Below are 13574 nucleotides of genomic sequence, written 5' to 3'. Positions count from 1 at the left end.
CTGCGCCCTTATGGGAAGGGGGTTGTTGAGCTGCGGCGCCCGGCCTTTGCTATTCTGCGGCGGTCAGCGGCTCGCGCTGATCCACCCAGCGCACATAAAGCGCCGAAGCCAGCGCCAGCAGGCTACAGCCCAGGATCAGACCAAGGACGGCAAATGGCGCATTCTCCGCGTTGACGACACTGCCCGTGACCGTGGTCAGGATCGCCCCAACCGCTACGCCCAGCGCACCAGACAGCCCGGCAGCGCTGCCTGCCAACTCTGGGCGAACCGACATCAGACCCGTGCTGGCATTTGCAATGGTCAATCCGTTTCCAAATCCGACCAGAACTGCAGAGGCAAAGAACAGATAAGCGCCCCCTTGGCCGGTCAGGAACACGCTGAGCCCCAAAGATGGGCCCAGAACGGCACTGATCCGCCCGCTGAGGATCAGTGTCAGGAGCGGGACACGCCGGATCAATCGGGCAGAGACAAAGTTGCCGACCATGAAACCGCCGGTGATGATACCGATGCCCAGCCCCACCTGCGCACTGTTCATGTCAAACCACGCAGTCGCCACCATGGGCGCTCCGGTGATGAAGCAATAAAACCCGCCGAGTGAAAATGCGATGCAGGCGCTGTAGCCCCAGAAGCGTCGAGAAGAAAACAACAGCGGATAGCGGCGCATCTGCGCCATGAAAGTATCTGACTTGCGCGCGTTGGTTTCGCCGAAATCCCCCCAGACCATCAGCAGCACAATGGCCCCCAGAAGCGTATAAAGCCAAAAGGATGCCCGCCACCCAAAGGCGATATCCAGAAGCCCGCCAAACATCGGCCCCAGCATCGGCGCCAGCGCCATCGCCATCGTCACATAGCCCAGCGTGCGGGCGGCCTCCTCGGTGTCGAACATATCCCTGACAGCAGCCCGTGGCACCACGGTGCCTACGACGATGACGCTTTGAAGGAGGCGAAAGGCGAGAAAACTGGTGATATCCTGCGCCAGCGCCGCCCCGACAGATGCAAGCGTGAACAGCGAAACCGCAACCAGCAGGACCGGGCGCCGCCCAAATCGGTCTGACAGCGGGCCGATCACGATCTGCATCACCGCCGAAATCGACAGGAACCCCGCGATGGACAGGTTGGCATAGGCATAATCCACGCCGTATTCCGCCGCGATATTGGCCAAGGACGGCAAAAACATGTTGAGCGCGAGCACCGACAGCGCGGTGCACATGATCAGCGTGATGAGATGCGGATGGCTTTGGCCGGGGCGCATGAAAACGGCTTTCAGATAAAAGGTCTCCCTGACCTATCACGCCACCGACGCTTGTCCAGCGCTGCTGATCGGGCTGCGGACACGTCAGCTGATGCAATAGCCATTGACCCCTGCCCCGGTTTGGACAACAGAAGGTGCCATGCTACGGATCAAAGATATCTCCTATTCGGTCGAAGGCCGCCCGCTGATCGACCACGCGTCTGCCACCATCCCTGATGGGCACAAGGTCGGCATTGTCGGCCGCAATGGCACCGGCAAATCCACCCTGTTTCGCCTGATCCGCGGAGAGCTGACGCTGGACACCGGCGAAATCTCTTTGCCGTCGCAGGCCCGCATTGGCGGCGTCGCTCAGGAGGTCCCCTCCTCCGAGGTGACAATCCTCGATACGGTGCTTGCAGCCGATCTGGAGCGCGCCGCGCTGCTGGAAGAGGCCGAGACGGCAACAGATCCCGCCCGCATTGCCGAGGTTCAGACCCGCCTTGCCGACATTGACGCCTGGTCCGCACCAGCGCGTGCTGCGGCCATTCTCAAGGGGCTTGGTTTTGACGACGAAGAACACAGCCGTCCCTGTTCCGCCTATTCCGGCGGCTGGCGGATGCGCGTTGCGCTGGCCGGAGTTCTCTTTGCGCAGCCCGATCTGCTGCTTTTGGACGAACCGACCAACTATCTTGATCTGGAGGGGGCCCTCTGGCTGGAGAGCTATCTGGCCTCGTATCCCCATACTGTTCTGGTGATCTCGCATGACCGCGGTCTGCTCAACCGGGCGGTGGGGTCGATCCTGCACCTCGAAGACCGCAAGCTGACGCTTTATCAGGGCACCTACGACACCTTTGCCGAAACGCGCGCCGCTCGCATCGCCGCCGCCCTGTCGGAGGCGAGAAAACAGGACGCCCGCCGCGCCCATCTGCAGAGCTTTGTCGACCGTTTCCGCGCCAAGGCAACAAAGGCGAAACAAGCGCAGTCTCGCCTGAAGATGATCGAAAAGATGAAGCCGATCTCTACGCCGCAGGAAGCCGCGATGCGGGCCTTTACCTTTCCAGAGCCCGAAGAGATGTCACCCCCGATCATCCATATCGAGGGCGGCACCACCGGCTACGGCGAGGTGGAGGTGCTGAAACGGCTGAACCTGCGCATCGATCAGGACGACCGGATTGCGCTATTGGGCAAGAACGGTCAGGGCAAATCCACGCTGTCCAAACTGCTGTCGGACCGGCTGCCTTTGATGGCGGGCAAGATGACCCGGTCCTCCAAGCTGCGGATTGGCTATTTTGCGCAGCATCAGGTGGATGAGCTGTATGTCGACGAAACCCCGCTCGACCACCTGCGCCGTCTGCGCCCCGAGGAAACCCCAACACGCTGGCGGACCCGTCTGGCAGGTTTCGGCCTTGGTGCTGAACAGGCAGAAACCGCTGTGGGCCGCCTGTCAGGTGGGCAAAAGGCGCGTCTGTCCCTGCTGATTGCGACCATTGATGCGCCGCATATGCTGATCCTTGATGAACCGACCAACCACCTGGACATCGAAAGCCGCGAGGCGCTGGTGGAGGCGCTGACCGCCTATAGCGGCGCTGTCATTCTGGTCAGCCACGACATGCATCTGCTGTCGCTGGTCGCCGACCGTCTGTGGCTGGTGTCGGACGGGACGGTCAAACCATACGAGGGCGATCTGGACAGCTACCGCGATATGCTGCTGGCGCGTGAAAAGCCCGTTGAAAAACCCGCACCCAAAGCTGCCGCCAAACCAAAACGCGCCAGCCGGGACGAACTGCTCGCCCTGCGCTCTGAGGTCCGCAAATCCGAGGCGCGGGTCGAAAAACTGAGCGAAATGCGCGAAAAGCTGGACGAGAAGCTCGCCGATCCGGCCCTTTACGAAAGTGGCAAGTCGTCGGATATTGAGGTCTGGCAGAAGAAACATGCCGAGTGCATCGAAGCGCTTGGCCGGGCCGAAGGGCTCTGGATGGACGCATTGGAAAAACTGGAACAGGCCGAAGCGCAATGATCGACACTGCTTTTCTGATCACCTCCTTTGTGACACTGTTTGTCATTATCGACCCGATTGGCCTGACCCCGATCTTCATCGCCATGACCCAGGGCATGAGCGCGCAGCAGAAACGCAGCATTGCCCTGCGGGCCACGCTGACGGCGGTTGGCTTGCTGGCCCTTTTTGCCGCCCTGGGCGAAGCGGTGCTGGGCTTTGTCGGCATTTCCATGCCCGCCTTTCGCATCGCAGGCGGCGTGCTGCTTTTCCTGACCGCTCTCGACATGCTGTTTGAGCGACGCAACAAGCGGCGCGAAGATCGCAGTGAGGAAGATGACTTTGACGATCCGTCCGTCTTTCCGCTCGCCATTCCGCTGATTGCCGGACCCGGCTCCATTGCCACGGTGATCCTCTTGACCGGCCAGCAGCCGGGCATTTCGGGGTTTTTCATGGTCATGGGCGTGGTGTTTGCCGTTCTGGGCATCCTGCTTGTGATGTGCCTGTTCTCGGGCATGTTGGAACGCCTTCTGGGCAAAACCGGGATCACCGTTGTCACCCGGCTTTTGGGGATGCTGCTTGCCGCGCTTTCGGTGCAATTTGTGCTGGATGGTCTGCAGGCATTCGGCTTTGCCGGCTGATCCGGGCTCTGCCTCATCTCGAAATCCAGTGTCCCTGCCCCCATATTCACCGTAACAGGCCGCGCTACCTGCGCAGGCCGGACATGTGAGGAGAGCCCAGTTGAACGGTGACGATTATGGACGCCTGATCTATCTTGGCCTGCTGCTGGTTGCGGTGGGGTCCTGGGTTTTTGTGCAAAACCGTCAGGGTATCGGCAAGACCCTGCAGCAACTGGCGATCTGGGCGTTCATTTTTCTGGGCGTGATTGCAGGTTATGGGCTGTGGGATGACATCCGCACGACCGTCAGCCCCCAGCAAAGCGTCTTGCAGGACGAAGGCCGGGTGGATGTGCCGCGGTCACGGGATGGGCACTACTACCTCACGCTGGAGGTCAACGATGTTCCGGTGCAGTTTCTCGTCGACACCGGTGCAAGCGCTGTTGTGCTGAACGCGGCGGACGCCCGCCGTGTTGGCATTGATCTTGACGATCTTGCCTATCTCGGTCGAGCCCGCACCGCAAACGGAGAGGTCCGCACAGCCCGCACCCGCGTCGACAGCATGTCACTGGGTGGTATTACCGACCGCAATGTCAGCGTCGCGGTGAACGAAGGCCAGATGGATCAGTCCCTATTGGGCATGGACTATCTGCAGCGCTGGTCCAGCATCGAAATCCGCGAGGGCGCAATGGTGCTCACCCGGTAAGGCTGGTTGTCCGCAGCTTGCCTTGGCGGGGATCCTGCAAGCCACCGACTGCCCCAAGAGCGGCGGTGTCAGCCCTTGCTCTCGGCCTTCTTTTCCCATTTGCCGCTTTCCTCGGACCAGTATTGCGCGGCGCAGCCTGCATCAGTCAGGGTTTTCCACTGCGTCCGCGCCCGCGCCACGGCCGCCTGGTCGGTGCCATCAAACAGAATGCACACCCGTTCCAGCGATGCCACTTCGGCTGGCGTGACATCAGCGCCATCAACTGCCATCAGACAATGGGTGCCCTCTGCCAGTTCTGGCTGGGTTGTCAGCAACACAGGTTGAAGATGATCGCGGGGGCCACCCGCAACACCATGCGGAAGGAACCGGTCCTCTGGCCCCTGCCACAGACGATCATCCAGCCAGGTGATCCGCTCCTGATCCTGCCCGCGCACAACGATGCGCCAACCAGCGCCCATCGCCTTTTCGAGCAGGACCGGAAGCGTCTCGGCCAGCGGACGCCGTGTCAGATGGTAAAAATAGACAGCCCCCATGAGTGCGCTTAATCCGTCTCAAGCATATCCTGAACCATCCGGCTCAGGGCCATGACGCCCCAGCCGGTTGCCCCCTTCGGCGCATAGGCGGTGGGGCTGCTGACAGAGGCAACACCGGCGATGTCCAGGTGAATCCAGGGGGTTCCTTCCTGCACGAACCGCTGCAGGAACTGCGCTGCGGTGATGGAGCCTGCGGGGCGGCCGCCGACATTTTTCATATCGGCGATGCGGGATTTCAGCTGATCATCATAAGCCTTGCCCAGTGGCATCCGCCAGGCGCCTTCACCCTCGGCCTCTGCCGCCTTGAGGAACGCATTGCAGAAGGCATCGTCGTTGGAGAAGACCCCCGCGTTTTCATGACCAAGACCGATGATGATCGCCCCGGTCAGTGTGGCCAGATCAATCATGCCAACGGGTTTGAACCGCTCTTGCGCGTACCACATAACGTCACACAGGACGAGCCGACCTTCGGCGTCGGTGTTGATGATTTCGACGGTATCGCCCTTCATCGATTTCACGACGTCACCAGGCCGCGTGGCATTTCCTGAGGGCATGTTTTCCACCAGCCCCACGAGCCCCACAACATTGGCTTTGGCCTTGCGCTTGGCCAGCGCGCGCATGGTGCCCGCAACAACGCCCGCGCCGCCCATGTCCATTGTCATTTCTTCCATGCCCGCAGCAGGTTTGAGAGAGATACCACCGGTATCGAACACAACACCCTTACCAACCAGAGCCAGCGGCGCAGCATCTGCATCGCCACCTTTCCAATGCATCACAACAACCTTGGACGGGCTGTCAGACCCCTGACCAACCGACAAAAGGGTCCGCATGCCCAGTTCGGCCAGCTTGTCCTCATCGAGCACTTCAACCTCGAGGCCAAGCGCCTCCATCTCGGCCAGACGGTTGGCAAATTCCGTCGTGGTCAGAACGTTTGCCGGTTCATTGACCAGATCGCGTGTCATATGCACGCCTTCGGCAACGGCTGCCATCGGGGCAAAGGCGTCTTCCATCTCGGACGGGTTTTTGTGCGCAATGATCACCTCGCCTGCGCCGTCCTCTTCCTGTTTGCTCTTGTGGTTGTCGAACCGGTAATCGCGCAGCGCCATTCCCAGCGCGAGATCTGCCGCCCGCTGCATCGAGCCAGCCATAACAGTGACTGTCTTGCCGCTGCCAAGTGCCGCCAGCTTTGCCCCGGCCTTGCGCGCCTCGATTGGGGTGATCTTGCGCGGGGTGATCAGCACGTCCAGCGCCTCTGCCTTCATGCCCGCAGGCCATGCCAGCGAAATCACCTCACCGGCTTTTGCTTTTTCAAAAGACGCCGCTTCCACCAAACGTGCAATCGCGCCTTTGGTCAGCCGGTTGGCGGTCCGCGCCGCCTGCCCCAGCGTTCCCTCTGGCGTGATTTGAACCACAACACGTCCTTCCAGATCCGAGAGGGTCTTGGGGTCAAATTCGACAAAGCGGGTCGGGGTCAGCGGACGCATGTGCGGATGTTCCTTTTGCAAATGAAAATCGAATTGCCCAACAGGTAGCTTGCCCACAGAGCAATGGCTAGGGTCAAACATCCGCAGCCCGACGCTGGCGATGTCATCTCCCCTTGTAATGGGCAGAGGCACCGCATGATTTACCGCGCCGTGAACCGGTCTGCAGGCCAAGGATCGCCAACGCATAAATTGCTGGCAGATTGCAGTTTTCCCCGGCAAACAAATCCTCTAAGGTCGCGGGAAAACAAAGACAGTTAGGTCTGGGGGGATCGAGTGTCACGATACGACAGATATGTGCTGTCCCAATACCTGCTGTTTTTCGGGTTCTTCGCCCTGATTCTGGTGGCCGTTTTCTGGATCAACCGCGCCGTGGTGCTGTTTGATCGACTGATTGGCGATGGTCAGTCAGCCCTCGTTTTCTTTGAGTTCACAGCCCTGTCTCTGCCCAACCTGATCCGCATGGTTTTGCCTGTGGCGGCTTTTGCGTCCTCTGTCTGGGTGACAAACCGGCTCAACAGCGAGAGCGAACTGACCGTTTTGCGCGCCACTGGCACCAGCCCCTGGCAAATGGCGAAACCTGCGCTGGCCTTTGGGATCATCACGGCAATCATGATGTCGATCCTGACCCATTTCCTGCTGCCCACCTCTATCGCGACCCTCGAGCAGCGAGAGACGGAAATATCCCGTAACGTCACCGCAAAATTGCTGAGCGAAGGCGACTTTCTCCATCCAACGCGCGGCGTCACCTTTTACATCGGACGTATCGACCCCGATGGCACGTTGAATGATGTCTTCCTGTCGGATCGGCGCAACCCGGATCAGGTGGTCACATATACCGGAGGCAAGGCTTATCTGGTGCGCGATGAAGACCGGACGCATCTGGTCATGGTCGACGGGATGTCCCAGCGGATCGACATGCAGACCCGGCGCCTGTCCTCTACGATCTTTTCCGATTTTTCCTATGATATCAGCAGTCTTGCCAACAAGGCCGAGGAAAAGACCCGCAACATCCGCGCCATCCCGAGTCTTGAGCTGCTGCAGGACCGGGCCAGGCTGATCGCCGAAGGACCATACAGCGCTGGCGCTTTGGCAGAGGAATTGCATCTGCGGTTTGCCCGCGCGCTGGTCTGTGTCGCTGTGGCTTTGATCGGTTTCTCGGCCCTCATGGTTGGGGGCTTTTCACGATTTGGCGTCTGGCGCCAAGCGCTGGTTGCCTTTGTGCTGCTGATCTTTGTCGAAGGGCTGCGGGGTGTCGTTTCCGAACCGGTGCTGGAAAACGCCGACATGTGGCCGCTGATCTACCTGCCCACCGCCGTCGGCCTGGCGGCTGCATTGATTTTCCTCCAGCTCGCGTCCAAGCCACTGGGACCGATTTGGGCACGCCATCGCCATGGCCGTCGCTCGCAGAATGGCGACGAAACAGAGGGAGGCATGGCATGACGCTGGATTTCTACTATGCGCGCCGCTTCCTGCAGTGGTTTGCCGTTATCTGCGCTGTGCTGCTGACGCTGGTGATGCTCATTGATCTCAACGAGCAGATCCGGAGGTTTGATGCGCAGGATCTGAGCTTTGGCCAACTGTTCGGGTTGACCCTGCTCAACGCTCCCGCCGCATTGAGCGAGTTTCTCCCGCTCATCATGATCCTGACAACCATCGTGCTGTTTGTGGGTCTGGCCCGCAGCAGCGAACTGGTCGTGACCCGCGCCATTGGCCGCTCTGGCATCAGGGCGCTGGCTGCGCCTGTGGTGCTGGCGGCCTTTATCGGGCTTCTTGCGGTCAGCACGCTGAACCCGATCGTCGCCGCCACCTCCAACCACTACCGCGATCTCGCGGAAACCTATCGCAATGGTGGCCCGGCCGCGTTGTCGCTGACCGGCGAAGGCCTGTGGCTGCGGCAAGGCGGTGCGCAGGGCCAATCGGTCATCCACGCCAAAGGCTATAGCGGTGACGTCGAAGATGTCACGCTTCTCGGTGTGACCATCCTGTCCTATGGCCCGGAGGGTCGCCCGATCCGTCAGACCGTCGCTCGCAGCGCAACGCTGGATGGCAGCGACTGGGTTTTGACGAATGCAAAGGTCTGGCCGTTGGTCACCGGCGTCAATCCCGAGACCAACGCAACCGAACACGCCAGTTTGCGCCTGTCGACCACGCTGACATCTGAACGGATCCGCGACACGCTGGGGACCGCGACGGGGATCTCTGTCTATGATCTCCCCGCCACCATCAGAGAGCTGGCAGAGGCCGGATTTTCCACCAAACGCTACGAAGTCTGGCTGCAGGTTGAACTGGCCCGCCCGCTGTTCCTGATTGCCATGGTTCTGGTTGGCGCTGCCTTCACCATGCGCCATGCGCGTTTTGGTGGCACTGGGCTGGCCGTTCTGATGGCGGTCCTGCTTGGTTTTGGGCTTTATTTTCTTAGAAATTTCGCACAGATTCTTGGTGAGAACGGCCAGATCCCGGTGGCTCTGGCTGGCTGGGCGCCGCCGGTTGCCGCGATCCTGCTGACCATGGGTCTGCTACTACATGCCGAGGACGGATAACATGCGCCGCGCCCTGCTTTTATCGACTGTCCTGCCGTTTCTCGCGGTCGCACCGATGTCACTGCCGGCCCCCGCCGATGCCCAAGGTCGCCCCTTTGGCAGTCAGACGGCCGGGACAACGCAGACCCCTGCAATTCTGGTGGCAGATCAACTGTTCATCACACCAGAGCGCACGTTGGTTGCGCAGGGCAATGTCGAGGCGTTCCAGGGCAACACCCGCCTCAGCGCCAAGAAAATCACCTTTGATCAGACCGAAGGCTCTTTGCAGATCGAAGGCCCCATTCGCATTGACGAGGGCGAAGACGTCACCATTCTGGCGGATGCTGCGGAACTGGACCGCGATATGCGCAACGGGCTGTTGGTTGGTGCGCGCATGGTCTTCCAGCAACAGCTGCAGCTTGCATCGCTGCAGATGACCCGCGTCGGGGGCCGTTACACCCAGCTGTACAAAACGGCCGTGACCTCCTGCCATGTCTGCAATGACGGGCGTCCGCCGCTTTGGCAGATCAGGGCGGAACGGATCACGCACGACCAGCAGGAAAAGCAGCTTTATCTCGAAAGCGCGCAGCTGCGGGTGATGGATGTGCCCGTGTTCTACTTCCCGGCCATTCGCCTGCCAGACCCGACGCTGGAGCGCGCAAGCGGCTTTCTGATCCCTTCGCTGCGGACCACATCGAACCTCGGCACCGGGGTCAAGGTGCCGTATTTCCTCACGCTTGGGCCGCACCGGGATCTGACCATTGCCCCCTATGTGTCCTCGCGGACGCGGACGCTCGATTTGCGCTATCGTCAGGCGTTTCGCCGCGGCGAGATCGAAATCAACGGTGCCTATACCCGCGATGATCTCTATCCCGGCGAGGGGCGCGGGTATGTGTTTGCGGATGGCACATTTGATCTGCCCCGCGATTTCAAGCTGCGCTTTGACGTGAAAAGCGTCTCGGACGATGCGTATCTGGTGGACTACGGACTGGATGATCTGGACCGTTTGCGCTCTGAGGTGGTGCTGTCACGAGTGAAACGCGACAGCCTGCTGCGGGCCAGCGCGATTTCGTACAAGACATTGCGGGACAGTGAAAATCAGGATCTGATCCCCTCCTCCATCGGCAATATCTACTACGAGCGCCGCTTCTTTCCGGACCGCATAGGCGGGGAAATGCGGCTGTCGGTCGAAACACATGGCCACAACCGGACCTCTGATCTTGAAGGCAATCTGACGGATGCGGCCGGGCGCGATGTGGGGCGCGCAACCCTGGATCTGGACTGGCGGCGCAGCTGGCGGTTCAACAGCGGGCTTGTAACCGAAGTCTCGCTTGGCGCGGCCGCTGATATCTTTGAGGTCTTTGATGACAGCGTCTTTGACAGCACGAGCACCCGTTTCAGCCCCAGCAGCGCCCTGACCTTCCGCCTGCCGATGACCCGGCGGGAAGGCAGCGGCGCAACGCAATACCTTGAACCCATTCTGCAAATTGGCTGGACAGATATTGGCGACACCGCCGTGCCAAACGACGAAAGCAACTTTGTCGAGTTTGATCGCGGCAACCTGCTGGAGCTGTCCCGCTTTCCCGCGACAGACGCCCGCGAGGAAGGTGTGACCGTTGCCTATGGCCTGAACTGGGCGCGGTATTCCCCCAGCGGCTGGCAGGCCTCTGCAACCATCGGCCAGGTGTTCCGCGATACCAACGAAACGCGCTTCACCAAAAGCTCCGGTCTGGGCGGCACCTCTTCGGACTTGTTGCTGGCCGCGCAACTCAAACTCAATGACGAGCTGGCGATTTCCACGCGCGGACTGCTTAACGGGTCGCTGAACTTCTCCAAGGCGGAAGTGCGCGGCGATTGGATGACCGACCGGGCCAGCCTGACCGGCACCTATCTGTGGTTGGGCACGGATCCCGCTGAAGGACGGTCCGAGGAAACCTCTGAACTGTGGTTTGACGGCTCCTACGAGGTCTCGCCCGGCTGGACCGCAAGTGCCAATTTGCGATACGACATTTCTGACGCCCGTGCGACACGCGCAGGTGTCGGGCTCGTTTATTCCAACGAATGTGTAAAGGTCGATCTTTCGGTCAACCGACGCTATACATCGACAACAAGTGTTGAGCCGACAACGGATTTCGGCTTTACCATCGCGTTAAACGGTTTCTCCGTGGACGGCGGCAGCAAGAGTTACAGGCGATCATGCAAAAACACCTGAGTACCCGGCCCTATTTCGCGGCCCCCTTCATTTCCCGGCTGACACGCACCGCATCGGCGGTTGCCCTTGCTGCTGCGCTTTTGTTTCAGCCAGCCGTCGGCTCGGCACAGGGATTGTTTTCACCGGCCGTAACGGTGAATGACTCGGTTGTGACGAATTACGAACTGCAACAACGGGCCCGCTTCCTCGCCCTTTTGCGCGAGCCGGGCGATCCGCTGGAAAAAGCCCGCGAAGACCTGATCGAAGACCGGTTGAAGCTGGAAGTGCTGGCGCAGGCGGGGATTGACCCCACCGATGAGGAAGTCACCGCAGGGATGACGGAACTCGCCGGTCGCGCAAATCTCAGCCTGCAAGAGTTCCTGAACGTGCTGCGCGAAAACGGTGTTGATCCGCAAACCCTGCGTGATTTCAGCCGCGTTGGCATCGCATGGCGCGGCTATGTCGGATCGCGCTACATCGGTCAGGCCCGCCCCTCGGAAGAAGAGATCGACCGCGCGATGGGCCTGTCTGGCTCTGGTGGTGTTGAGGTGCTGCTGTCGGAACTCATCATGCCGATCAACGCCCAGAACGCCCCCCAAGTCGAGGAAGTCGCCCAGCAGGTTGCGCAGATGAACACCACCGCCGCCTTCTCTCTGGCAGCGACACAGTTCTCGGCCGCTCGCACCCGTGAAAATGGCGGCCGCCTGCCGTGGATGCCGCTCACCAATCTGCCGCCGCAGTTGCAGCAGGTGGTGCTGGAGCTGAGCCCAGGCGAAGTCACCGCCCCCATTCCGCTCGACAATGCGGTTGCGCTGTTCCAGATGCGTGATCTGCGGGAAAGCGCAGGCAGCGCGCCGCGCTACGCCGCTATCGAATATGCGGCCTACTATATCCCCGGCGGTCGGGCCCCCGAAGCACTTGCCGCCGCGCAAAAGCTGACTGGTCAGATCGACACCTGCGATGACCTGTATGGCGTGGCACTTGGGCAGGATCCATCCGTGCTGGATCGCGTCACCCTTGCGCCCTCTGAAATTCCGCAGGATATCGCGATCGAACTGGCCAAGCTGGATCCCGGCGAAACCTCTACCGCGCTGACCCGTAACAACGGTCAGACGCTGGTCGTCCTGATGATGTGTGGCCGCACCGCCGAGGTCAACGCCGAAGCCAGCCGCGAGGCCGTGGCCAATGCGCTGACACAGCAACGCCTTGGTGCCTTTGCAGACAGCCTTTTGGAACAGCTGAAGGCAGACGCCCGGATTGACATCAAATGACCACCACTGCCCGACCTCTCCCCATTGCGCTCAGCTGTGGGGAACCGGCGGGCATTGGCCCGGAACTCGCCGTAAAGGCCTGGGAAACGCTGAAAGACAGCTGCCCGTTCGTCTGGCTTGGCGATCCTCGGCATCTGCCAGCGACAGCCATCTGGCAAGAGGTTCGCACCCCGGCTGAGGCAGTGGACGTCAGCGCGACCGCCATGCCTGTCCTGCCTGTTGAATTTGCAGCCGACAATGAGCCCGGACGGATCAATCCTGACAATGCCCAAGGTGTGATCACGGCGATCGAAACCGGTGTCGCATTGGTGACCTCCGGGCAGGCTTGCGCTCTGTGCACCGCGCCGATCCACAAGAAGGCGCTGATTGACGGGGCGGGCTTTGCCTATCCTGGCCATACTGAATTCCTTGCACACCTTGGCGGTGACACGCAGGTGGTCATGATGCTGGCAAGCCCTGCCCTGCGGGTTGTGCCAGCCACCATTCACATTGCCCTGTCCGAAGTACCCCGCAAGCTGACCCCGGAGGGGCTGCGTGCGACCATCGAAATCACCGCACAAGGGTTGAGGGATCAGTTTGGCATCTCCCATCCGCGCATTGCTGTTGCCGGGCTGAACCCACATGCAGGCGAAGATGGCGCAATGGGTGCGGAAGAGCTGGACTGGATTCAGGATCTCATTGCCGACATGCAGGGGGGCGCCTATGTGCTGTCCGGCCCGCATCCGGCGGATACGATGTTTCATGCGGCGGCACGGGCACGCTATGATGCGGCCGTGTGCATGTATCACGATCAGGCGCTGATCCCGATCAAGACGCTCGATTTCGACCGCGGCGTCAATGTTACCCTTGGTCTGCCGTTCATCCGCACCTCGCCCGATCATGGCACGGCGTTTGACATTGCCGGTCAGGGGATCGCCAACCCCTCCAGCCTCATTGAGGCGCTGCGGCTGGCGCAGAGCATGGCCGCCAGCACTTGAAACTTCCTCTTGCTGGAAATATCCCCGCCGGAGGCATGAAACCTGAAGGCGC

General features: G+C 60.8%; 11 protein-coding genes. 8 read left to right on the top strand and 3 right to left on the bottom strand.

All coding sequences use genetic code 11. From position 1 onward, the window contains the following. Positions 1-49: 49 nt before the first annotated feature. Positions 50-1252 carry a multidrug effflux MFS transporter gene (locus NIT7645_RS16080; RefSeq protein ID WP_008559746.1) on the bottom strand — a complete coding sequence of 401 codons (1203 nt, stop codon included), beginning with the start codon at positions 1250-1252 and terminating at the stop codon, positions 50-52. 139 nt (positions 1253-1391) lie between these two features. Here NIT7645_RS16080 and NIT7645_RS16075 point away from each other — a divergent pair, with 139 nt between their 5' ends. The 3 genes from NIT7645_RS16075 (at position 1392) to NIT7645_RS16065 (ending at position 4547) form a co-directional block, all read left to right on the top strand. Further along, entirely contained in the window at positions 1392-3248 is a 1857-nt protein-coding gene (locus tag NIT7645_RS16075) for an ABC-F family ATP-binding cassette domain-containing protein (protein WP_008560200.1), read from the top strand. Further along, complete coding sequence (locus NIT7645_RS16070; RefSeq protein ID WP_008562061.1) at positions 3245-3865, top strand: MarC family protein; 621 nt, start codon at positions 3245-3247, stop codon at positions 3863-3865. The genes NIT7645_RS16075 and NIT7645_RS16070 overlap by 4 nt, the downstream gene beginning before the upstream one ends. A gap of 100 nt (positions 3866-3965) precedes the next feature. Further along, the gene (locus NIT7645_RS16065; RefSeq protein WP_008562417.1) at positions 3966-4547 is read left to right on the top strand and encodes a retropepsin-like aspartic protease family protein; all 582 of its coding nucleotides are present in this window, start codon (positions 3966-3968) and stop codon (positions 4545-4547) included. 68 nt (positions 4548-4615) lie between these two features. Here the strand turns inward: NIT7645_RS16065 and NIT7645_RS16060 are convergent, their stop codons facing one another. Both NIT7645_RS16060 and NIT7645_RS16055 read right to left on the bottom strand, forming a co-directional pair. Then, positions 4616-5080 carry a DNA polymerase III subunit chi gene (locus tag NIT7645_RS16060; RefSeq protein ID WP_008562701.1) on the bottom strand — a complete coding sequence of 155 codons (465 nt, stop codon included), beginning with the start codon at positions 5078-5080 and terminating at the stop codon, positions 4616-4618. Between the two features lie 8 nt (positions 5081-5088). Next, positions 5089-6564 (bottom strand): leucyl aminopeptidase, encoded by a 1476-nt coding sequence (locus NIT7645_RS16055; protein WP_008562224.1) that lies wholly within the window; start codon positions 6562-6564, stop codon positions 5089-5091. Between the two features lie 273 nt (positions 6565-6837). Between NIT7645_RS16055 and lptF the strand changes: the two genes are divergently transcribed. Genes lptF through pdxA form a run of 5 tightly spaced genes read left to right on the top strand, consistent with a single transcriptional unit; the run spans position 6838 to position 13522 of the window. Beyond that, a complete protein-coding gene (gene lptF, locus NIT7645_RS16050; protein WP_008562726.1) occupies positions 6838-8004 on the top strand; it encodes an LPS export ABC transporter permease LptF in 1167 nt (388 codons plus the stop codon). Next, on the top strand, positions 8001-9104 hold the full coding sequence (lptG, locus tag NIT7645_RS16045) for an LPS export ABC transporter permease LptG (protein ID WP_008563035.1): 1104 nt from the start codon (positions 8001-8003) through the stop codon (positions 9102-9104). Before lptF ends, lptG begins: the two co-directional genes overlap by 4 nt. 1 nt (position 9105) lies before the next feature. Further along, a complete protein-coding gene (locus NIT7645_RS16040) occupies positions 9106-11295 on the top strand; it encodes an LPS-assembly protein LptD (RefSeq protein WP_050687508.1) in 2190 nt (729 codons plus the stop codon). After that, the gene (locus tag NIT7645_RS16035; RefSeq protein ID WP_050687506.1) at positions 11280-12545 is read left to right on the top strand and encodes a peptidylprolyl isomerase; all 1266 of its coding nucleotides are present in this window, start codon (positions 11280-11282) and stop codon (positions 12543-12545) included. The genes NIT7645_RS16040 and NIT7645_RS16035 overlap by 16 nt, the downstream gene beginning before the upstream one ends. Further along, positions 12542-13522 (top strand): 4-hydroxythreonine-4-phosphate dehydrogenase PdxA, encoded by a 981-nt coding sequence (pdxA, locus tag NIT7645_RS16030; RefSeq protein ID WP_008561375.1) that lies wholly within the window; start codon positions 12542-12544, stop codon positions 13520-13522. The genes NIT7645_RS16035 and pdxA overlap by 4 nt, the downstream gene beginning before the upstream one ends. Positions 13523-13574: the final 52 nt, after the last annotated feature.

It is taken from the genome of Phaeobacter italicus (assembly GCF_001258055.1).
Classification (GTDB): domain Bacteria; phylum Pseudomonadota; class Alphaproteobacteria; order Rhodobacterales; family Rhodobacteraceae; genus Phaeobacter; species Phaeobacter italicus.
The sequence above is the reverse complement of the archived record's forward strand: the minus strand, read 5'-3'. Positions and strand labels throughout refer to the sequence as shown.